The 19,762-nt window shown below is 69.8% G+C and carries 21 protein-coding genes; 7 read left to right on the forward strand and 14 right to left on the reverse strand.

The genetic code is table 11. From position 1 onward, the window contains the following. From KIT53_RS16645 to KIT53_RS16675, 7 genes are all read right to left on the reverse strand, one after another. On the reverse strand, positions 1–282 hold a 282-nt coding region (locus KIT53_RS16645), incomplete at its 3' end, for a cysteine-rich CWC family protein (RefSeq protein ID WP_297754838.1). Between the two features lie 74 nt (positions 283–356). Then, a complete protein-coding gene (locus KIT53_RS16650; RefSeq protein WP_297754842.1) occupies positions 357–1,454 on the reverse strand; it encodes an acyltransferase in 1,098 nt (365 codons plus the stop codon). Then, entirely contained in the window at positions 1,451–3,040 is a 1,590-nt protein-coding gene (locus tag KIT53_RS16655; RefSeq protein ID WP_297754845.1) for a gamma-glutamyltransferase, read from the reverse strand. The genes KIT53_RS16650 and KIT53_RS16655 overlap by 4 nt, the downstream gene beginning before the upstream one ends. 89 nt (positions 3,041–3,129) lie before the next feature. Beyond that, complete coding sequence (locus KIT53_RS16660; protein WP_297754847.1) at positions 3,130–5,349, reverse strand: malate synthase G; 2,220 nt, start codon at positions 5,347–5,349, stop codon at positions 3,130–3,132. A gap of 179 nt (positions 5,350–5,528) precedes the next feature. Then, positions 5,529–6,776 (reverse strand): type II toxin-antitoxin system HipA family toxin, encoded by a 1,248-nt coding sequence (locus tag KIT53_RS16665; RefSeq protein ID WP_297754852.1) that lies wholly within the window; start codon positions 6,774–6,776, stop codon positions 5,529–5,531. Then, a complete protein-coding gene (locus KIT53_RS16670; RefSeq protein WP_297754854.1) occupies positions 6,773–7,156 on the reverse strand; it encodes an XRE family transcriptional regulator in 384 nt (127 codons plus the stop codon). Before KIT53_RS16670 ends, KIT53_RS16665 begins: the two co-directional genes overlap by 4 nt. A 71-nt stretch (positions 7,157–7,227) precedes the next feature. Continuing rightward, a complete protein-coding gene (locus tag KIT53_RS16675; RefSeq protein ID WP_297754856.1) occupies positions 7,228–8,175 on the reverse strand; it encodes an AraC family transcriptional regulator in 948 nt (315 codons plus the stop codon). A 113-nt stretch (positions 8,176–8,288) separates the two neighbouring features. Here KIT53_RS16675 and KIT53_RS16680 point away from each other — a divergent pair, with 113 nt between their 5' ends. Continuing rightward, positions 8,289–9,149 carry an SDR family oxidoreductase gene (locus KIT53_RS16680; RefSeq protein WP_297754859.1) on the forward strand — a complete coding sequence of 287 codons (861 nt, stop codon included), beginning with the start codon at positions 8,289–8,291 and terminating at the stop codon, positions 9,147–9,149. A 12-nt stretch (positions 9,150–9,161) separates the two neighbouring features. Here the strand turns inward: KIT53_RS16680 and KIT53_RS16685 are convergent, their stop codons facing one another. Further along, positions 9,162–9,404 carry a glutaredoxin domain-containing protein gene (locus KIT53_RS16685; RefSeq protein ID WP_297754862.1) on the reverse strand — a complete coding sequence of 81 codons (243 nt, stop codon included), beginning with the start codon at positions 9,402–9,404 and terminating at the stop codon, positions 9,162–9,164. A 39-nt stretch (positions 9,405–9,443) separates the two neighbouring features. Here KIT53_RS16685 and KIT53_RS16690 point away from each other — a divergent pair, with 39 nt between their 5' ends. Next, positions 9,444–9,701 carry a hypothetical protein gene (locus KIT53_RS16690; protein ID WP_297754864.1) on the forward strand — a complete coding sequence of 86 codons (258 nt, stop codon included), beginning with the start codon at positions 9,444–9,446 and terminating at the stop codon, positions 9,699–9,701. A gap of 4 nt (positions 9,702–9,705) precedes the next feature. On the opposite strand, the gene KIT53_RS16695 is transcribed toward KIT53_RS16690, so the two are convergent. Then, positions 9,706–10,455 carry an IclR family transcriptional regulator gene (locus KIT53_RS16695; protein ID WP_297754866.1) on the reverse strand — a complete coding sequence of 250 codons (750 nt, stop codon included), beginning with the start codon at positions 10,453–10,455 and terminating at the stop codon, positions 9,706–9,708. Between the two features lie 92 nt (positions 10,456–10,547). Here KIT53_RS16695 and KIT53_RS16700 point away from each other — a divergent pair, with 92 nt between their 5' ends. The 4 genes from KIT53_RS16700 to KIT53_RS16715 all read left to right on the forward strand — a co-directional run bounded on the left by KIT53_RS16700 (position 10,548) and on the right by KIT53_RS16715 (position 14,382). Continuing rightward, positions 10,548–11,483: a hydroxymethylglutaryl-CoA lyase gene (locus KIT53_RS16700; protein WP_297754868.1), complete on the forward strand. Its 936-nt coding sequence runs from the start codon at positions 10,548–10,550 to the stop codon at positions 11,481–11,483. A gap of 90 nt (positions 11,484–11,573) precedes the next feature. After that, entirely contained in the window at positions 11,574–12,764 is a 1,191-nt protein-coding gene (locus KIT53_RS16705; RefSeq protein ID WP_297754871.1) for a CoA transferase, read from the forward strand. 91 nt (positions 12,765–12,855) lie between these two features. Beyond that, positions 12,856–13,794: a LysR family transcriptional regulator gene (locus KIT53_RS16710; protein WP_297754874.1), complete on the forward strand. Its 939-nt coding sequence runs from the start codon at positions 12,856–12,858 to the stop codon at positions 13,792–13,794. Between the two features lie 33 nt (positions 13,795–13,827). Then, on the forward strand, positions 13,828–14,382 hold the full coding sequence (locus KIT53_RS16715; protein WP_297754877.1) for an NADPH-dependent FMN reductase: 555 nt from the start codon (positions 13,828–13,830) through the stop codon (positions 14,380–14,382). A 16-nt stretch (positions 14,383–14,398) separates the two neighbouring features. On the opposite strand, the gene KIT53_RS16720 is transcribed toward KIT53_RS16715, so the two are convergent. From KIT53_RS16720 to KIT53_RS16740, 5 genes are all read right to left on the reverse strand, one after another. Beyond that, positions 14,399–14,854, reverse strand: a complete 456-nt coding sequence (locus tag KIT53_RS16720) for an SRPBCC family protein (protein WP_297754879.1) — start codon at positions 14,852–14,854, stop codon at positions 14,399–14,401. Between the two features lie 124 nt (positions 14,855–14,978). Beyond that, entirely contained in the window at positions 14,979–15,743 is a 765-nt protein-coding gene (locus KIT53_RS16725; RefSeq protein WP_297754882.1) for a GntR family transcriptional regulator, read from the reverse strand. Positions 15,744–15,767: 24 nt separating this feature from the next. After that, a complete protein-coding gene (locus KIT53_RS16730; RefSeq protein WP_297754884.1) occupies positions 15,768–16,994 on the reverse strand; it encodes an amidase in 1,227 nt (408 codons plus the stop codon). Then, complete coding sequence (locus KIT53_RS16735; protein ID WP_297754887.1) at positions 16,991–17,896, reverse strand: polysaccharide deacetylase family protein; 906 nt, start codon at positions 17,894–17,896, stop codon at positions 16,991–16,993. The genes KIT53_RS16730 and KIT53_RS16735 overlap by 4 nt, the downstream gene beginning before the upstream one ends. A gap of 16 nt (positions 17,897–17,912) precedes the next feature. Continuing rightward, entirely contained in the window at positions 17,913–18,347 is a 435-nt protein-coding gene (locus KIT53_RS16740) for a nuclear transport factor 2 family protein (protein ID WP_297754890.1), read from the reverse strand. Between the two features lie 221 nt (positions 18,348–18,568). On the opposite strand from KIT53_RS16740, the gene KIT53_RS16745 reads away from it, so the two are divergent. Beyond that, positions 18,569–19,756, forward strand: a complete 1,188-nt coding sequence (locus tag KIT53_RS16745; protein ID WP_297754893.1) for an ABC transporter substrate-binding protein — start codon at positions 18,569–18,571, stop codon at positions 19,754–19,756. Positions 19,757–19,762: the final 6 nt, after the last annotated feature.

The raw sequence follows: 19,762 nt of genomic DNA on the forward strand, positions 1-19,762 counted from the left end.
TGCGGCTGGGCGGGGGGGCGGGGGGCCGCCATGCTTGGACCCCGGGTGCGCGGCCGCCAGGGCGGCCGCGGCCCGGGCCACGCAGGCCGCGCACAGGCAGGCCTTGCCGCGGGCCTGCGCGGGCAACTGGTCCAGCAGGCCGGGGGGGAAGGTGGTGCTCACGCACCAGCAGGGCGGCTGCGCCTGGCCGGTGGCGCGTTCGATCTCCATGGCGCAGCGGTTGTCCTGGCCGCAGAGCGGGCAGCGGGTGGGATCGATCTCGGGCAGGGGAGGCGCTGGCATGGGGCTATGGTAGTTTCAAAGCCGTTCCCGACCTTGATCTGCCTCAGCGTGGCGTGGATTTGTGCCCGCCCGGATCAGGCCATGGCCGGCAGCGGGCCACGCGTGCGGCCCCATTGGCTCAGGCGCAGCTCCACCGTGTGGTGAAACAGCGCGCCCGCCGCGTTGCAGGCCAGCCAGGCCAGCAGCACACCCAGCGTCTGGACCAGCGGGTCGGGGTTGGCGTAGCGGGTGAACAGCGCGTTGACCACCAGCGCGACCGGAAAGTTGAGCAGGAACACCGAGTACGAGATGCGCCCCAGGTAGGCCACCACGCGGCTGCGCGGCCAGGTGTGGAGCCAGCCCTGCAACTGGGCCAGGCCCAGCAGCATGCTCACCACCAGCGCCAGCGCGATGCGGGTGCGGAAGTCGATGGCCAGCGCCAGCAGCGTGGCGGCCACCAGCGCGGCCATGACCCAGCGGCCGCTGGCGTGCCAGACCGCTTCGCTGCGCGTGCACCAGTGGGTCATCACGCCCAGGCCGTAGGCGCCGAAGAAGTAGAGGGCCCAGCTGTCCCACTCGGGTTCGCGGTTGAAGTGGAACAGCGAGGCCACCACGAGCACGGCGGCCAGGAGCTTGACCCAGGGCACCGGCAAGCGGTCCTGCGCCGGGCCGTGGCGGGCCAGCCAGAGCAGGCCCAGCAGCAGCGCGTAGAGCTGGAAGTCGATCGCCACATACCAGACGCCGGCCGAGAGCGATTCCATGCCCAGCACGCTCTGCACCAGCAGGGCGTGAGCGATGAACTGGTCCAGGTGGGGCCTGTCCGGCAGCGAGTCGTGCGTCATGGCCCGGCGGGCCAGTTCCGTGCAGAGCATGGCCACCAGCAGCGCGGCGATGTAGGGCAGCGCCACGCGCACATAGCGCTGCCACAGCAGGCGCCGGGGTCGGCGCGGCAGCAGCACGCCGTCGGGCGCGAGGCTGCGCGCGGCCAGGAAGCCGGCCACCACCAGGAACACCTGCACGGCCATGCGCGCGTCCTGGCTGAACCAGGCCACGAGGTCGGGCGCGATGCGGTGCGTCCAGTCCGACATGGGACCGTAGAAGGCCAGGTGGTGCAGCACGATGAACTGCGAGCCCAGTGCCTTGAGCGCGTCGATGAAGAAGAGGCGGCCGCCCAGGCCGCTGGAGGCGTTCACACCCCCGCCGCGCAGCCGTCGCTGCGGGGATCGGCCGCGCCTTCGATCAGGCCGTTGGCGTGGCGCACCAGCGCGCCCGCGTGGCCCATGGTGTCGCTGTAGGCCTCCGGCAGCACGTCCACCACGTGGCCGGCTTCGCGCAGCGCGGCTTGCAGTTCGGGGGCGAAGCGGTTTTCCAGCTTGAGCGAGGTGCTGCCTTCGCCCCAGGTGCGGCCGAGCAGCCAGCGCGGCGCGCTCACCGCCTGCTGCAGGCTCTGGCCGAAGCGCGCATAGCGGGTGAAGACGGCGGCCTGCGTCTGTGGCTGGCCTTCGCCGCCCATGGTGCCGAAAGGCATGGTGCGGCCGTCGTCGAACACCGCCAGCGAAGGGTTGAGCGTGTGGAACGGCCGGTGCAGCGGCGTGAGCGCATTGAGCGAGCGCGGGTCGAGCGAGAAGCTGGTGCCCCGGTTCTGCCAGCAGACACCGGTGTCGCGCAGCACCGTGCCCGAGCCGAACTCCCAGTACACGCTCTGGATGAAGCTGACCGCGCGGCCTCGCGCGTCGATGGCGCCCATCCAGATGGTGTCGCCGGGCGCGGCCGGGTCGGGCCAGGGTAAGGCTTTTCGCGGATCGATCTGCGCGGCCAGCGCGTCCAGCGCCGCCGGCTCCAGCAGGCTCTGCGGATCGGCCGGCAGGCGCTGCGGGTCGGTGACCACGCGCTCGCGCACGCGGAAGGCGCGCTTGGTGGCCTCCACCAGCCCGTGCAGGTGGGCGAAGCCTTCGCCCTCGGTCACGCCCAGGCGCTCGAACAGGCCCAGGATCATCAGCGCCGACAGGCCTTGCGAGGGCGGTGGCAGGTTGTAGACCGTGCTGTCGTTCAGCCGCACCGCCAGCGGCGTGACGATGCGCGCGCGGTACGCGGCGAGGTCGGTGGCGCGCAGCGGGCTGCCCAGTTGCTCCAGCTCGGCGGCCATGCGCGCGCCCAGTTCACCGCGGTAGAAATCGTCCAGCCCGCGTTCGCCCAGTTGCGCCAGCGTGCGGCCCAGCGCGGGCTGGAGCAGGATGTCGCCCACGGCGGGGGGCAGGCCACCCACGAGGTAGGTCTCGGCGAAGCCGGGCGCGTGGCGCAGGCCGTCGAGCTTTTCAAGGGTCAGGCGCGCCTGGCTTTCGGTGACGGCCACGCCATCGCGCGCATGGCGCACCGCGTCGGCCAGCAGGCGCGGCAAGGGCAGCGCGGTGCCGCCCCAGGTGGCGGCCACCTCCAGCGCGCGCGCCCAGCCGTCCACCGTGCCGGCCACGGTGAGCGCGGCGGTGGGCCCGCGCGCCGGGATCTCCGCCAGGCCGTTGTAGAAGGCCATGTCGGCCAGCGCGGCGGCCGGGCCGGCGGCGTCGATGGCCACCGGCAGTTGCCCGGGCTCGTGGATGAGCCAGAAGCCGTCGCCGCCGATGGCGTTCATGTGCGGATAGACGACCGCGATGGCCGCGGCGGCGGCCACCATCGCCTCCACCGCATTGCCGCCGTCGCGCAGCACGTCGCGGCCGGCCTGGGCGGCCAGGTGGTGCGGCGCGACGAGCATGCCGCCGAGGGTCTTGGGGGTGTGGATCATCGGGGGTCCTGGGTACGGCGCGCTCCCCGGAGCACGCCACCTTGCAGATCAGGGAGCGATGCTCCCGATCCGCAAGGATAAATGACGGTTCAGCCCGCTGCCTTCACCTTCAGTCGCCAGGCGTGCAGCAGCGGCTCGGTGTAGCCGCTGGGCTGTTCCTTGCCCTTGAACACCAGGTCCAGCGCGGCCTGGTAGGCCATGCTGGTCTTCACGTTGCCGGCCATGGGCTTGTAGAGCTTGTCGCCGGCGTTCTGCTTGTCCACCTTGGCGGCCATGCGCTCGAAGGTCTCGCGCACCTGCTGTTCCGTGACGATGCCGTGGTGCAGCCAGTTGGCGATGTGCTGGCTGGAGATGCGCAGCGTGGCGCGGTCTTCCATCAGGCCGACGTCGTTGATGTCGGGCACCTTGGAGCAGCCCACGCCCTGGTCGACCCAGCGCACCACGTAGCCCAGGATGCCCTGGACGTTGTTGTCCAACTCCTGCTGCTTCTCGGCATCGGTCCAACTCGGGTTGCTGCTCACGGGGATGGTGAGCAGGCCGGTGAGCAGGTTGTCGCGCTCGGCGTCGGCGTCGGTCTTCTCCAGGCCCTTCTGCACCTCGCTCACCAGCACCTGGTGGTAGTGCAGCGCGTGCAGGGTGGCCCCGGTGGGGCTGGGCACCCAGGCGGTGTTGGCGCCGGCCTTGGGGTGGGCGATCTTCTGCTCCAGCATGGCCTTCATCAGGTCGGGCATGGCCCACATGCCCTTGCCGATCTGTGCCTTGCCGCGCAGGCCGCAGGACAGGCCCACCAGCACGTTGTTCTTCTCATAGGCCTGGATCCAGGCGCTGGTCTTCATGTCGCCCTTGCGCACCATGGGGCCGGCGAGCATGGCGGTGTGCATCTCGTCGCCGGTGCGGTCGAGGAAGCCGGTGTTGATGAAGGCCACGCGGCTGGCGGCGGCGGCAATGCAGGCCTTGAGGTTGATCGAGGTGCGGCGCTCTTCGTCCATGATGCCGAGCTTGACCGTGCTCTGCGGCAGGCCCAGCACTTTCTCGACGCGCTCGAACAGCTCGGCGGCAAAGGCCACCTCGCGCGGGCCGTGCATCTTGGGTTTGACGATGTAGACCGAGCCCTTGCGCGAGTTGCGGATGGCGGCCTTCTTGCCGCGCTGCAGGTCGTGCAGTGCGATCGCGGTAGTGACGACCGCGTCCATGATGCCCTCGGGGATCTCCTTGCCCTCGGCGCCCCAGAGGATGGCCGGGTTGGTCATGAGGTGGCCGACGTTGCGCACGAACAGCAGCGAGCGGCCATGCAGGCGCACGGTCTTGCGGCCATCGGGCGTGGTGTATTCGCGGTCGCCGTTGAGGCCGCGCGTGAGCACCTTGCCGCTCTTCTCGAACGACTCGGTGAGCGTGCCCTGCAGGATGCCCAGCCAGTTGCGGTAGGCCAGCAGCTTGTCTTCTGCATCCACGGCGGCCACGGAGTCTTCCAGGTCCAGGATGGTGGAGAGCGCTGCCTCGATCACGAGGTCGCTCACGCCGGCCGCATCGGTCTTGCCGATCGGCGTGTCCGGGCGGATCTGGATCTCCAGATGCAGGCCGTTGTGGCGCAGCAGCACCGCGGTGGGCTTCTTCGCGTCACCCTGGTAGCCGACCAGCTGCGACTTGTCCACGAGCTTGCTGGTGCCACCGTCGGCCAGCGAGACCACCAGGTCGCCGTCCTTGTTGATCCTGTAGCCGGTGGAGCCGACGTGCGAGCCCTTCTTCAGCGGTGCGGTGCGGTCCAGAACGTAGCGCGCGTACTCGATGACCTTGGCGCCGCGCTTGGGGTTGTAGCCCCCCTTGGGGCCGACCTTGCCGCAGCCCTTGTCCTCGGCGATCACGTCGGTGCCGTACAGCGCGTCGTACAGCGAGCCCCAGCGCGCGTTGGCCGCGTTGAGCGCGTAGCGTGCGTTCAGGATGGGCACCACCAGCTGCGGGCCGGCCTGCACCGCGAGTTCGTCGTCCACGTTCTTCGTGGTGGCCTTGGCGCCCTTGGGTGCGGGCACGAGGTAGCCGATGGTCTCCAGGAACTTGCGGTAGCCGGCCATGTCGCGGATCGGGCCCGGGTTGGCGCTGTGCCACTTGTCCAGTTCGGCCTGCAGGCGGTCGCGTTCGGCCAGCAGTGCCGCGTTCTTGGGCGCGAGGTCGGCCACGATGGCGTCAAAGCCCTTCCAGAACGCCGCTTCGTCCACGCCGGTGCCGGGCAGCACCTCGCGGTTGATGAACTGAAACAGTTCGGTGTCGACCTGCAAACCGTGGATCTGCGTGCGCTGTTGCTGCGTTGTCATGGTGGGCTCCATCGAGGGGGAAAGGCGTGTGCGGAAAGGCAAAAACCGGACCAGGAAGGGGTCGGCGCACCGCGCGCGCCGCGACCCATGGAAGCACTGTATTCCATACTGGGGCCGCCATTAAATCCGTTTTTTGCGGTTTATCTGTGACTTTGATGATGGTAATGACGCGTGCGATGTCATTCGCCGTAGGCCTGACGCTGATCGCGCAGGAAAGGGCGGTCGATCTGCAGGGCCAGCGAGGCGATGTCCGCGTCGCGCACACCCGCCTGTGCGAAGTGTGCCTGCCAGCCGGCCAGCACCTGACAGACACGCTGTACCTGCGCCACGGCATCCGGCCGCTTCAGGCCGAACAGGCTGCATTCGGAGAGCGCGTTGTCCAGCGTCGCGTCGGCCGCTGCCTTGCCCACGCGCATCTGCTGGTAGCCCAGCGCCTGACCGCTGGGCAGCACGTCGAAGGCCGGCGAGAGCTCGTACGCCCCGCTGCTGTCCATCAGCAGCGCATGGTTCTTTTCATGGTCGTCGGTGTTGTCTATCAGGATGTTGAACACCATGCGCCGGAACAACTCTTGCATCTGGGCCTTGTACCGGCCCCCGGCCGCCACCCCGCGCCGGCGCAGCCATTGGGCCAGTTCCGGATAGCCCGGCGCCTCGCCGGCGGCCCTGAGCGCCACGTTGGCCGACAGGACATGCCTGCGCAGGCCCGCCTCGCGGTCGAAGCGCCGTATGGCCACGGCATGGCCGCGCGGCAGTGGCACCGGCAGCGTGTGCGCCACGCGGATGTCCGCCTGCGCAGCCAGCGTCATCGCGGCATGCTCGACCAGCGACGTGTCGAATGGGTCGCCGGGCTCGTTGAACTTGATCACCCAGGGCGCGCCTTGCAGCGTCAGCAGAGTCTTGGGACGAGCCCCGCCCAGGGTGGCGCCGGGATGGAGCAGCCGCTGCTGTTCGGGCGGTACGGGTTCGCCGGCCAGAACGCGGTGGGCGAGCCGTTCCATCTCCGCGGCATCGGCCAGTTGTGGCAGGGGGCCGGTGTCGCGCGCCACGTACGCACTGGCGGATACCGACACGCCCAGCGCACCGAAGCGTTCGTCGCCAGCGTAGAAGAGGAAGTCCAGCACCGACAGCCGTGGCGGCTTGTCCAGCATGCGGATGACCCGCTCGCCCCAGCGGTCCGGCCGCGCGTCGTCCACCGCGCCGGCGGCGGACTCCCGCTCGCGGGGCAGGAACTCGCCGGCGATCAGCGGCAGGTCCTCGCTCAACGGGAAGCCGGACTCACGCCAGGCCTTGGCGTACGTCAGCGAGACGCCTTGCAGTACACGTGCCGTGCGCAATTCGCCGACCAGGCGTGGGGCCTCTGGATGGGCAAGCCACCAGAGGAACAACGATTCCCCGGGTTGGTATTGCCGGAGGTCGAACGCGATCATGCCGGTGCATCCCCTTCCTGGTCCGGATCCGCCAGAACGGCCGGGCCATACAGCGAGGGGCGCTGCCGTACCGAGCGTGCCCTGGCTGCGCGCACAGCGTCTTCCAGGGCGCCCAGGTCGTGTTCGGGTGCAGCCAGTGCGCCCAGCGCCTCGGAGCGGCCGACCAGCCACAGCGCCGTGGCATACACCCCCATGGAGACGCTTGGATCGCCCCGTTCCATCCGCATGAGCGTGGGCTCGGAGACGCCGATGCGTTGGGCCCAGTCCCTCAGAGGTTCGCGGCGGCGCTTGCGCGCGATGGCGAGGTGCTCGCCCAGTTGGTGCAGGTGCGCGCGCGCGGCGGGCGGGATGGCATCCAGAGCGGGCGATCGTTTTGACATGACATAAATATTATCTTATTCATGAAAAAACAAACATATATATTTGTTATTGGGTGGGCGGTCAGGTCGACTCACCCCGCCTGGAAACGCCAGGCCATGTTCCGCTCGGCAGCGTCCTGCTGGCGGAAGGCGCGTGGCGACGCGCCCACGGTGCGCTTGAACACCTTGGAGAAGCTGAACGCGTCCTGGTAGCCCACGGTGGTGGCCACGGCTTCCAGCGGCTGGCTGGTCTCGCTCAGCAGTTTCATCGCGCGCTGCATGCGCAGCGTGCGCAGATGGTTCAGCGGGGTGTCGCCCATGGCTTGGCGGAAGCGCTCGGCCAGCGCGGTGCGGGAGAGGCCGGCGCGGCGGGCCAGTTCGTCCAGTGTCCAGGCGTGGGCGGGTTGGTCGTGCATCAGCGCCAGCACGCGGCCAACCTGGGGGTCGCGCACCGCCTGGCTCCAGCCCGCGCGCGCGTTCGCGCAGCGCGCCATCACCTCGCGCAACGCGTAGGTGAAGAGCAGGTCCAGCAGGCCCTGGGTGGCCATGTCCACGCCAGGCTGGCTGCCCCCGAGTTCGGCCTGCAGCAGGCCGCCCAGCAGCGCCAGCGGGCCCAGGCGCGGCAGTTCCGATGCGCGCAGCACCGACCAGGCGGGCATCTCGCTGAAGAACGGGTGCAGCGGTGTGTGCCAGAGCTGGTAGGCGCTGCTGAGCACCGTGCCGGTGTGGGCGGACGGATCGACCGGCGCCGGGTTGCGCACGCCGATGCGCTCCACCGCCAGGCCCTGCAGGCTGGGCTGGACACTGAGCACGTGGTCGCAGCCCCGGGCCATGACGGCCACGTCCCCGTGTTCCAGCACCAGGGGCTCGGGCAGGCCGGGCGCATGCAGGTGCACCTGCCCGCGCAGCACCGCGTGCAGGCCGATGCTGCGCTCGCAGGGGAAGCGCAGCGCCTTGCCGGAGCCGAGTTCGCTGAGGTCGAGCAGGCGGCGCGAAAGGCCGGTGTCGCGCAGGGCGGCGCTGAGGAGATCGGTGTCCATGGTCTTGAAGTCCTGAACGGAAAGACATGAAAAAAGTACTTTCATGCATTCTAGTACTCGATTTGGCGGCCTACAGTGCGTTCATCGCAACTTCATCCCTCAGGAGCATCACCATGATCGTCGTCACCGGCGCCACCGGCCAACTGGGCCAGATCGTCATCGAACAACTGCTGCAGCGCGGCGTGCCGGCGTCCGGCATCGTCGCCGCGGTGCGCAACCCGGCCAAGGCCGGCGCGCTGGCCGCACGCGGCATCGTCGTGCGCGAGGCCGACTACACCCGGCCGCAGACCCTGGGCCCGGCGCTGGCCGGTGCCGAACGCGTGCTGCTCATCTCGTCCAGCGAAGTCGGCCAGCGCCTGACCCAGCACCGCGCGGTGATCGACGCGGCGCGCGCCGCCGGTGTGCGCCAGCTCGTCTACACCAGCCTGCTGCACGCCGACCGTTCCCCGCTGGGCCTGGCGGTGGAGCACCGCGAGACGGAGGCGCTGATCCTGGCGTCGGGACTGCCGCACGTGCTGCTGCGCAACGGCTGGTACACCGAGAACTACCTGGCCAGCGTGCCCGTCGCGCGTCAGCATGGCGTGTTCATCGGCGCGGCCGGCGAGGGGCGCATCGCCTCGGCCACGCGCGCCGACTACGCGGGCGCGGCGGCCGCGGTGCTGACCCAGCCCGTCGCGGGCAACCGGGTGTACGAACTGGCCGGCGACACCGCCTACACGCTGGCTGGCCTGGTGGACGAGTTGAACCGCCAGACCGGCGGCAACGTGCGCTACCAGGACCTGCCTCAGGCCGACTTCGCCGCCGCGCTCGCCGGGGCTGGCCTGCCGCAGGCGTTCGCCGACCTGCTGGCCGACTCCGACGCCGGTGCGGCCAAGGGCGCGCTGTTCGACGACAGCCACCAGCTCAGCGCGCTGCTGGGCCGCCCGACCACGCCCCTGGCCTCGGCACTCAAGAGCGCGCTGGCGAGCGCCTGAGCGCGGGCCGCGTCAGCGGCCGATCTGGGCCAGCGCCGCCTGCAGGCCGGAGAGGCCGCCGACGCGCTGGTCGTTGATGAAGATCTGGGGCATCTGCCGCACGGACGGCCCGCACTTCTCGTAGAAGGCCATGCGTTCGGCCTCGTCGTCGATCCGGATTTCCTCGAAATCCATGGAGCGGGACTTGAGCAACATCTTGGCCGACTCGCATTGCGGGCAGGCGGATTTGGAGTAGACGACGATCTTGAGCTGCATGGCCGTGGAGTGTACGGGCCGCTCAGGCGGGCACCGCGCATGCTGTGGTGGCAGACCCACTGCCGGGCGGGTCACACGCTGTTGCTGACCACCGCCAACAACAGTGTGATAGACGCACAGGGCCTGTCCTCGCGCCTGCTCGACGCCGCGTGGTTCTACAGCGACTCCATCAACGACCTGCCTCTGCTCAGCAGCGTGGGCCACCCCGTCGCGGTCAACCCGGACGCGCTGCTGCAGCGCCATGCCCTGGCCAACGGCTGGCGCGTGATCGACGTGCTGGGCGACGTGGCCGCCTGACCTCTCAGCCCACCCGGCCGCCGAGCTGCCTGGCCGCGGCCAGCACTTGGGCGACGTGCCGTTCGTGGTAGCGGTGCGCCGGCATGGTCAGCGTGAGCGACGCGGCGATGGAGCCGTCGGCGTGAAAAACCGGGGCCGACACACCCGCGACCTCGGCCAGGCGGTCGCCCACGGCGGTCATGTAGCCCTCGGCACGGATGCGCGCATACAGCCGGCGCTCGCTGGCCGTGGGAGCCCCCCGGCTGTCGTCGCCCGCGCCGAAGGCGCTGAGCACGCGCCCACCGGTGCCCTTGTGCAGGGGCAGCACATCGCCCGCGCGGATGTGGTCGCGCACCGGGTGTGGCGAGTCCACGCGGTACAGGCACAGCCGGCTTTGGTGCGGTGCTTTCCCCTGCCGCACGTGGTAGGCCGCACTCTCGCCGGTGGCCGCCACGAGTTGGCGCAGCACCGGCATGACGATGCGGTCCAGCGAGAAGGAGGCCGCATAGATGCCGTGCAGCCGCGCGACCTCGCCGCCCAGCGCGTAGCGGCCGTCGTCCAGCCGCTGCAACAGCCGGGCGTGCTCCAGCGAAGCCAGCAGGCGCAGCGCGGTGCTCTTGTAGAGGCCGGTGCGCGCGGCCAGTTCGGCCAGCGGCAGAGCGTCGTCCTCCGCGCGAAAGGCGGCCAGCAGCGAGAGCGCGCGGTCCACGGCCGCGGCGCCGCCGCGGGCGGCATGGGTGTCGGCGATGGAAGGGGTCTGGGCTTTGCGGGGCATGGAGGTTGACAGTGGCGGGAGGCTCTGCCATTCTGGATTTCTACAGAATAACGTTCTGATGTACAGAACGCAAGCCCGAAAGTTCCCTGACCATGAATGCCCCGAAACCCGATGTGCTCGTCAGCGAGGTGGGCCCGCGCGACGGCCTGCAGTCGGTGAAGGCCACCATGCCGACGGCCGACAAGCTGCGCTGGATCGACGCACTGGTGGCCGCCGGCCTGCGCGAGATCGAGGTCGGCTCCTTCGTACCGGCGAAGCTGCTGCCGCAGATGGCCGATGTGGCCGAGGTCGTGGCCCACGCCCGGCGGCATGCGGGCTTGACGGTGATGGCGCTGGTGCCCAACCTGCGCGGGGCGCAGGCCGCCGTGGCGGCGGGCGCGCACAAGATCACGCTGCCGGTCTCGGTGAGCGAGGCCCATTCGCTGGCCAATGTGCGGCGCTCGCCAGCGCAGATGGTGGATGAGCTGCGCGAGGTGGTGGCGCTGCGCGCGGCGCAGGCGCCGGCCATGGCGGTCGAGGTCGGGCTCTCCACCGCCTTCGGCTGCACACTGCAGGGGGTGGTCGAGGAAGACGCGGTGATCCGCCTGGCGGTGGCCTGCGCCGGCGCCGGGGTGGACGAGGTGGGCCTGTCCGACACCACCGGCATGGCGAACCCGGCCCAGGTGCGCCGGCTGTTCACGCGGCTGCGCGCCGAACTCGGCGAACGCGCCGGTGCCGCGCACATGCACAACACGCGAGGGCTCGGCCTGGCCAACTGCCTGGCGGCCTACGACGTGGGTGTGCGCACCTTCGACGCCTCGCTCGGCGGCCTCGGTGGCTGCCCCTATGCGCCAGGCGCCTCGGGCAACGTCGTGACCGAAGACCTGGTGTTCATGTTCGAGGCCATGGGCGTGCGCACCGGCGTGGACATCGAGGCACTCATCGCGGCGCGCGCGCCGCTCCAGGCCGGCCTGCCCGGCGAGCCGGTGTACGGCATGACACCCGAAGCCGGCCTGCCCAAGGGCTGGCCGCTCGGTCAGACGGCCTGACCCCGCCGCCCTTGCCGACCCCTCCCGTTCCCACCAAACCGCGTCCGTTCGGGCTGAGCCTGTCGAAGCCCTCACCCACCCTCCCGCACCATGAAAAAGCTCCCCTACGAAGGCATCCGCGTTGTCGAATTCACCCACATGGTCATGGGCCCCACCTGCGGCATGGTCCTGGCCGACCTCGGGGCCGAGGTGATCAAGGTCGAGACGCCAGCGGGCGACAACACGCGCCGCCTGCTGGGCTCGGGCGCCGGCTTCTACCCCCTGTTCAACCGCAACAAGAAGAGCGTGGTGCTGGACCTGCAGACACCCGAAGGCCGCGAAGCCGTGCGCAAACTCATTGCCACCGCCGACGTGGTGAGCGAGAACTTCAAACCCGGCACCATGAAGAAGCTGGGGCTGGACTGCGAAAGCCTGCGCGCGGACAACCCGCGCCTGATCTACGTCAGCCACAAGGGTTTCCTGCCCGGTCCCTACGACCACCGCACCGCGCTGGACGAGGTGGTGCAGATGATGGGCGGCCTGGCCTACATGACCGGCCGTCCCGGCGACCCGCTGCGTGCCGGCTCCTCCGTCAACGACATCATGGGCGGCCTGTTCGGCGCCATCGGCGTGATGGCGGCGCTGCGCGCGCGCGAACAGACCGGCGAGGGCTGCGAGGTGCAGAGTTCGCTGTTCGAGAACAACGTGTTCCTGGTCGCGCAGCACATGATGCAGTACGCCGTCACCGGCAAGCCGGCCGCGCCCATGCCCGACCGCATCTCCTCTTGGGGCATCTACGACGTCTTCCAGGTGCAGGGCGGTGAACAGATCTTCCTGGCCGTGGTGAGCGATACCCAATGGGCGATCTTCTGCGAAGCCTTCGGCTACCAGGACCTGCAGGCCGATGCGCGGCTGCAGAGCAACAACGACCGCGTGCGCGCACGCGATTGGCTCATACCGCTGCTGCGCGAACGGCTGGCGCAGCAGAAGGCGGCCGACCTGGCCGAGCTGTTCGAACGGCACGGCCTGCCCTTCGCCCCCATCACGCGGCCCCACGAACTGCTGGACGACCCCCACCTGCTGGCCACCGGCGGCCTGGCGCCCATCACCCTGCCCGACGGCGAACGCGCCGGGCAGACCGCGCAGACCGTGCTGCTGCCGCTGGCCCTGGACGGTGAACGTCTGGGCGTGCGGCGCAGTCCGCCCCGGCTCGGGGAGCACAGCGCGGAGTTGCTGGGAGCGCTGGGGTATGGGCCGCAGGAAGTGGCGCGCCTGAGCCGGACGGTGGTCAAGGGCGGATAGGTGGGGAGAACACAGAAAAACCAACAAAAAGTCATCAATAAACCAAAAAACTCCATTGAGAGTTACATGAAACTGCCGTAATCTGCCCTGCGTGGACAAACTCAAGCAACTGGAAACTTTCGTGGCGGTGGCCACCCGCGGCAGCCTCACCGCCGCCGCCAAGGCCGAGGGCGTGGCCCCGGCCATCATCGGGCGCCGGCTCGATGCGCTCGAAGCCCGGCTGGGCGTCAAGCTCATGGTGCGCACCACGCGGCGCATCACACTCACGCACGAAGGCAGCGCCTTCCTGGAAGATTGCCAACGCCTGCTGGTGGACATCGCCAATTCGGAAGCCAGTGTCAGCGCGGGGGGCGTGAAGGCCAGCGGGCACCTGCGCATCACCGCGCCGGCTGGCTTCGGGAGGCGGCATGTCGCGCCCCTGGTGCCGCGTTTCCACGAACTGCATCCCGAGGTCACCATCTCGCTGAACCTGAGCGACCGCGTGGTGGACGTGGCCGGCGAGGCCTACGACTGCGCGGTGCGGGTGGGCGACCTGCCGGACTCCTCGCTGGTGAGCGTGCGCCTGGCCGACAACCGCCGCCTGTGCGTGGCCACGCCGCGCTACCTGCAGCAGCATGGCCGCCCGCAGACGCCGGCGGACCTCGCGCGCTTCGACTGCCTGGTGCTGTCCAGCGACGCCTCACAGACGCGTGGCTGGGCGTTTGCGATGCCCCCGGCCTCGCCCGGCGCCGAGGCCGAGATCGTGCACATGCGCCCTGGCGGCCCGCTGGATTGCACCGACGGGCAGGTGCTGCGCGAGTGGTGCCTGGCCGGCTACGGCATCGCCTGGCGCAGCACCTGGGAGGTGGAGGCCGACATCGCCGCCGGCCGGCTGGAGAGCGTGCTCGACGGCTATGCCGCGCCCCCCAATGGGATCTACGCGCTGTTCCCGCAGCGCAAGCACCTCGCGCTGCGCGTGCGCCTGTGGATCGACTTCCTCAAGCACGAGTACGGACGCGAGGAGTTCTGGCGGTCCGCGGCGGCGCGCTGAGTCCGGACCTCTTCAACAGAAAGGATCTCGCCCATGGTCAAGCTTCTCGGTATCTCCGGCAGCCTTCGCGCCGGTTCGTTCAACACCGCGCTGCTGCGCGCGGCCCAGCCCCTGGCGGGCGATGCGGCGCAACTGGACGCGGCCACGCTGCACGGCATTCCGCTCTACGACGGCGACCTGGAGCAGCGCGAGGGCACGCCGCAGGCCGTGCGTGCGCTCAAGGAGCGCATCCTGGCCAGCGACGGTCTGCTGCTTGTGAGCCCGGAGTACAACAACGGCATTCCCGGCGTGTTCAAGAACGCGGTGGACTGGCTCTCGCGGCCCACGCCGGGCCTGCCCGATGTGTTCCGCGACCGCCCGGTGGCGGTCATCGGGGCCTCGCCAGGCGGCTTTGGCACCATCATGGGCCAAGCCCATTGGCTGCAGGTGCTGCGCACGCTCGGCACCCGCCACTGGAGCGGCGGGCGCCTGATGGTCTCGCGGGCGCAGGCGGTCTTCGGCGAGGACGGCCAGCTTCAGGACGACGCCGTGCGCCGCCAACTGGGCGAGTTCGTCCAGGGTTTCGCCGCCTTCGTGGCGCGCGGCTGAACGCCGCAGCGCCGGCTCAGTCCGGGATGTGCGGCTCGACCAGCGCCGCCAGTTGCGTGAGCGACTCCTGCCAGCCCAGGTAGCACATCTCCAGCGGGATCACCGCCGGAATGCCCGATTGCTCGATGCTGAGCTCGGTGCCGCACGACACCGCGCGCAAGCGCACTTCCACCTGCAGCGTGCCCGGCAGGTTGGGGTCGTCGAAGCGGTCGGTGTAGCGGATGCGCTCGTTGGGCACCAGCTCCAGGTACTCGCCGCTGAACGAGTGGCCGTTGCCGGTGGTGAAGTTGTGGAACGACATGCGAAAGCTGCCGCCCACGCGCGCCTCCAGGTGGTGCACGTCGCAGGTGAAGCCGTGCGGCGGCAGCCATTTGCTCATGGCGCGCGCTTCCAGGAAGGCGCGGTAGACCTTTTCAGGCGGCGTGCGAAGCACGCGGTGCAAGCGGACAGTGCGGTCGTCGGTCGAGGACATGGGGGTCTCCTTTCGGTGCGGGCGGTTTCCCGGAACAGTATCGGGCGTATCCGGCGCTTGTTCACCGGTGCCCTTGCCAGCACGACGAAGCAGCCGGCCGCGTTTCGACAGCCGCCCGCCGGATTCAGAGGCCCAGCAGTTCCCGCAGGCCTGGCGCGCGGGCCTCGCTGCGCAGGCTGACATTGCGCTCGAGCACACGCAGGTGTTCGTCCATCAGGCGGGCCGCGCCTTCGGCATCGCCTTTCTCGAGGCAGGTGACGATGGCCTCGTGTTCGTCGTGCTCGCAGCAGGCGTTGCCCGGCGGCTCGTAGAGGGCGACGATCAGCGAGCAGCGCGAGACCATCTCGACCAGGTAGCGCTGCAGTATGGGGTTGCGGCCCAGTTCGCCCAGCTTGAGGTGGAAGCTGCTGGCCAGGCGCGCCCAGGCGGGCTGGTCAAAGCGGTGCATCGCGTCCTGCTCGGCCTTGAGCTGTGCGCGCAGGGATTGGAGGTCGGCGCTGGTGAGGTGCTGCGCCGCCAGCCGCACCAGCGCGGCTTCCAGGCCGCGCCGAGCCTCGAAGATCTGGCGCGTTTCCTCTGGCGTGGGCACCGCCACGATGGCGCCGCGGTTGGGGCGGAGCTGAACGATGTGGTCGTGCGCCAGCCGTTGCAGGGCCTGGCGTACCGTGGAACGGCTGGCGTCGAAGAGTTCGCACAGGGCGGCTTCGGGCAGCTTGGTGCCGGGCGCCAGGCGCTGGCCCATCACGCTGTCGAATACCGCCTGGTAGATCCGGTCTTCGGCGGTCTCGCCCCCGGTCGCGGCCGAGAGCGCGCCGCTGGGCAAGGGCACCTGGGCGGCATCGGAGACAAGGGGCTTGCGCTCAGCGGGTTTCTTCGGGTTGCGTGGCATGGTGGCGCAAGGGGGCGGGTGGCTTCACGGCCGCATAGCTTGCCACAGCCTGACCGCGAGGCCGATGAGCGCGCGGTCGCTGCCGGCCGGCCCGAGCAGCGAGACGCCCAGTGGCACGCCCTCGGGGCTCTGCAGTGGCAGGCTGACCTGCGGCAGGCCGGCCAGCCCGGCGATGCAGGTGATGCGCAGCGTGCGCAGGCGCACCGCATCCACGGCAGCGGGGTCCGCGTCGCGCAGCGGCGCCAGGCTGGCGGCGGAGGGCAGCACGGCCACGCCGTCGTCGCCCAGCCACTGGCGCACGCGTTCGCGGATGCCTTCGGCGCGCGCGCGCGCGGCCTGGGCGTCTTCGGCGCCCACGGTGCTGGCGAAGCGCCAGCGCGCCGCGATCGGTGGCGCGAAGCCCGGGTCGTGCGTCGAGATCCATTCGCCGTGCGTCTGCCAGCCGTCGTGGGCGGACGCGGTGACATAGGTCTGGCGCCACGCGTCCAGTCCTTCGGCCCCGGCGGCGGCCAGCGTTTGTACGGGCGCCTGCAGCAGCAGGGCCAGGGCGTCGCGCGCGGTGGACAGCGCCGGCTGGAACACGGCGTCGGCCTCGGCCCAGGCGTCGACCGGTTCGATCACGCGCCGGGGCGTCCATGCCGAAGGCGCCAGCAGCACATCGGCCACGCGCTCGAAGGTGCGCGCGTCGTGGGCCAGCCAGGTGGGGGTGTCGAACAGCGGGTGCAGCGGTACCAGGCCATCGGTGGGCAGCAGGCCGTGCGTGGTGCGCAGGCCCCAGAGCCCGCAGTAGCTCGCCGGCACGCGGGTGGAGCCGCCGGTGTCGGTGCCCAGAGCCACATCGACCAGCCTTGCCGCCACGGCGGCGGCCGAGCCGCTGGAAGAGCCTCCGGTCACGCGGCCTGGCGCGGCGCTGTTCACCGGCGTGCCGTAGTGAAGGTTGTCGCCGTGGATGCTGTAGGCGAGCTCATCGGTGAGCACTTTGCCGGCCAGGGCCGCGCCGGCCTGCAGCAGCGCGTCCACCAGCGGGCTGCTGACGGCGGGCACGGGATGGCTGGCCAGCCAAGCGGGGTTGCCTGCACCCGTGGGGTGGCCCGCGACGTCGAACACGTCCTTGGCCGCGAAGCGCAGGCCGACCAGCGGGCCGGCCGCGCGCCCAGGCCGCAGGAAGCGGCCGTGTGGCACCCAGGCCCCCACGGTGTCGTTGATGTCCAGGGGCAGGTCGGTGAGCGCGGGGGAGGCGATGCGGTTCATGGCAGGGGAGTGAGTTGTTCGGCGGCCTCGCAGATGGCGCCGGGGGTGGTGAACCAGATGCTGCCGGCGTCGCGGGCGCGGGCCAGGTGTTCCAGCGCGCGGCGCAGGTGGCGCAGGCGGTAGGGCTGTCCCACGATGTAGGGATGCAGGGCTACGCCCATGACCAGCGGTTGGCGTCGCGCCTGATCCAGCATTTCGTCGAAGTTGTCCACGATCAGCTGCGCGAAATCCTTGCCGTCCATCTGGCGGGCCACGATCATGGGGATGTCGTTGACTTCTTGCGGATAGGGCACGGACCACAGGCGTCGGCCGCTGCGCGTGCGCATGGCCACCGGCTGGTCGTCGTGGCACCAGTTGAGGGTGTAGCGGTAGCCCGCTTCGGCCAGCAGGTCGGGCGTGAGCGCGCTCTCCGAGATCCACGGCGAGAGCCAGCCCGTGGGCGCCGTGCCGCTGTGCTGGGCGATCTGGTCGCGGCACAGGGCCAGCAGCCGGGCTTCCTCGGCCTCGGCGAGCGTGCCCTGGCGTTCCGCGTTGGTGTGTCCGTGGCCGACCAGTTCGTCGCCGCGTGCCGCACAGGCCGCCACCAGTTCCGGGCAATGCGTGTAGAGGGCGGTGTTGAGCAGCGTGGCGCAAGGCAGGGCAAGCTGGTCGAACAGCTCCATGCAGCGCCAGGCGCCCACGCGGTTGCCGTATTCGCGCCAACTGTGGTTGAGCACGTCGGGCTGAGGCGATGCGGGGCCGATGCTGGCGCCCATGCCTTCGCCGAAGGCGAAGTGCTCCAGGTTGAAGCCGAGGTAGACGGCCAGCCGTGCGCCGTTGGGCCAGACGTGATCGGCCCGCCGCGTGATGGGCTGGTAGTCGAAGCGGCCGTGGTGTGGCAGGGCGCCGTCGTAGGTCAGCATGGGGCTCATCGCGGCTTCAGTCCTGCGCCAGGCCGGCGCGCGAGAGCAGCCACTCGGCGCTGTCGTTCCACACGTCCATTTGCGTGATCAGGCCGTCGCGCACCACATAGCGGTCCACGTACCGGTTGCCCTCGAAAGGCGTGCCGTCCGGCCAGGCGCCATGAAGCGTGCCCAGGCTATAGACCACGGTCTCCTGCGGCGAGCCGCCCGCCACGACCTCGGTGCGGTCGACGCGCTTCTTCACCCAGGCGTAGCGCCGGGCGTTGAAGGCCGCGCACTCGGCCGGGGCGCTCATGGCTCGCCCGCCGGTGAAGCGGATGCGCAGGTCCGGTGCGACGAAGCGCATTGCGCCCTTGGGGTCCGGAATCATCAGGATGCGCAGGTACTCGTCCACGATGCCGGCCGGGTCGGACGGCTCGACGGGAATGCACGGATCTGGCGTGTCGGTCATCAAGGTTCTCCAGTGAGGCACCGCTTTGGAGCGTGGGTGCGTCCTGCACGGTGCATGGCTGTGATGTGAGCAAGTGGTGTGCCAGATGGTCTGCAAAACTTATCTATATATGTCGACAATTTTATTCTTTGTTTGTTGACGTTGGCATGGTGCTTGCATCCCAGGTCGGGCATGGCGGCGCGTTGGCCAGCCATGTGTTCAACCCTTTCTGGAGATCCGCGATGACCCTCACCGCCCACCCGTCCCGCCGCCGTCTGCTGGCCGTCAGTGCCGCGATCGCCTGCTCGCTCTGGGCCTTGCCCGCACAGGCAGCCGATCCGATCAAGATCGGTCTCATCACCGCGCTCTCGGGCCAGTCGGCGCTGGCGGGCGAGGCCATCACGCGCGGGCTTACCGTTGCCATCGACGAGATCAACGCCAAGGGCGGCCTGCTGGGTGGGCGCAAGCTGGAGTTGGTGCGCCGCGATGACGAGGCCAATCCGGCCAAGGGCGTGGTCGCGGCGCGCGAACTGATCTACCGCGAAAAGGTCGCCGTGATCTTTGGCGGCCTGGACACGCCGGTTTCCATGGCCATCGTGCCGCTGATCAACCAGGAGAAGGTGCCGTTCATGGGGCCATGGGCCGCGGGAACGCCGATCACCAAGAACGGCGCCAATCCCAACTTCGCCTTCCGCGTTTCGGCGGTGGATGAAATCGTCAACGTCGGCATGCTCGACTACGCGCAGAAGAACTTCAAGTCCACCCGGCCCGGCATGATCCTGGTGAACAACCCCTGGGGCGAGTCCAACGAGAAGGGCTTGCACGCTGCGCTGGCGGCCAAGGGCATGAAGGCGGTGGGCGTGGAGAAATTCGAGGGCAACGACGTGGACGTGGTGCCCCAGCTCACGCGTCTGAAGGCTGCCGGAGCGGACACGCTGTTCATGGTGGGCAACGTGGGCCCCTCGGCGCAGGTGGTCAAGTCGCTGGACCGCATGGGCTGGCAGGTGCCGATCGTTTCCCACTGGGGACCCGCCGGAGGCCGCTTCACCGAACTGGCCGGACCGAACGGAAAGAACGTGCACTTCGTGCAGACCTACAGCTTCTTTGGCCCGCAGGGCCCCGTGGGCGAGAAGGTCATCGCGGCGCTCAAGGCGAAGTACCCGTCCATCAAGGGCCCGGACGACATCACGCCGGCGGTGGGCGTGGCCAATGCCTATGACGGCATGATGCTCGCCGCGCTCGCCATCGCGGCCGCCGGTTCCACCGAAGGCGACGCGATCCGGCAGGGCTTCTACAAGATCGGCAGGTACGAGGGCCTGATCAAGACCTATGAGCAGCCGTTCAAGCCCGGTGTGCACGACGCGGTGACGTCGAGCGACTATGTCTGGGCGCAGTTCATCGACAACCGCATCCTGCCGGTGAAGAACTAGGCCCCG

This window comes from Hydrogenophaga sp. (assembly GCF_026125785.1).
GTDB lineage: Bacteria > Pseudomonadota > Gammaproteobacteria > Burkholderiales > Burkholderiaceae_C > Hydrogenophaga.

Coding starts and splice junctions, on each gene's coding strand:
- KIT53_RS16665 (WP_297754852.1), bottom strand. CDS start 6,776: ATGATCGCGTTCGACCTCCGGCAATACCAACCCGGGGAATCGTTGTTC.
- KIT53_RS16720 (WP_297754879.1), bottom strand. CDS start 14,854: ATGTCCTCGACCGACGACCGCACTGTCCGCTTGCACCGCGTGCTTCGC.
- KIT53_RS16725 (WP_297754882.1), bottom strand. CDS start 15,743: ATGCCACGCAACCCGAAGAAACCCGCTGAGCGCAAGCCCCTTGTCTCC.
- KIT53_RS16670 (WP_297754854.1), bottom strand. CDS start 7,156: ATGTCAAAACGATCGCCCGCTCTGGATGCCATCCCGCCCGCCGCGCGC.
- KIT53_RS16700 (WP_297754868.1), top strand. CDS start 10,548: ATGAATGCCCCGAAACCCGATGTGCTCGTCAGCGAGGTGGGCCCGCGC.
- KIT53_RS16715 (WP_297754877.1), top strand. CDS start 13,828: ATGGTCAAGCTTCTCGGTATCTCCGGCAGCCTTCGCGCCGGTTCGTTC.
- KIT53_RS16705 (WP_297754871.1), top strand. CDS start 11,574: ATGAAAAAGCTCCCCTACGAAGGCATCCGCGTTGTCGAATTCACCCAC.
- KIT53_RS16690 (WP_297754864.1), top strand. CDS start 9,444: ATGCTGTGGTGGCAGACCCACTGCCGGGCGGGTCACACGCTGTTGCTG.
- KIT53_RS16685 (WP_297754862.1), bottom strand. CDS start 9,404: ATGCAGCTCAAGATCGTCGTCTACTCCAAATCCGCCTGCCCGCAATGC.
- KIT53_RS16730 (WP_297754884.1), bottom strand. CDS start 16,994: ATGAACCGCATCGCCTCCCCCGCGCTCACCGACCTGCCCCTGGACATC.
- KIT53_RS16660 (WP_297754847.1), bottom strand. CDS start 5,349: ATGACAACGCAGCAACAGCGCACGCAGATCCACGGTTTGCAGGTCGAC.
- KIT53_RS16735 (WP_297754887.1), bottom strand. CDS start 17,896: ATGCTGACCTACGACGGCGCCCTGCCACACCACGGCCGCTTCGACTAC.
- KIT53_RS16680 (WP_297754859.1), top strand. CDS start 8,289: ATGATCGTCGTCACCGGCGCCACCGGCCAACTGGGCCAGATCGTCATC.
- KIT53_RS16745 (WP_297754893.1), top strand. CDS start 18,569: ATGACCCTCACCGCCCACCCGTCCCGCCGCCGTCTGCTGGCCGTCAGT.
- KIT53_RS16655 (WP_297754845.1), bottom strand. CDS start 3,040: ATGATCCACACCCCCAAGACCCTCGGCGGCATGCTCGTCGCGCCGCAC.
- KIT53_RS16740 (WP_297754890.1), bottom strand. CDS start 18,347: ATGACCGACACGCCAGATCCGTGCATTCCCGTCGAGCCGTCCGACCCG.
- KIT53_RS16675 (WP_297754856.1), bottom strand. CDS start 8,175: ATGGACACCGATCTCCTCAGCGCCGCCCTGCGCGACACCGGCCTTTCG.
- KIT53_RS16695 (WP_297754866.1), bottom strand. CDS start 10,455: ATGCCCCGCAAAGCCCAGACCCCTTCCATCGCCGACACCCATGCCGCC.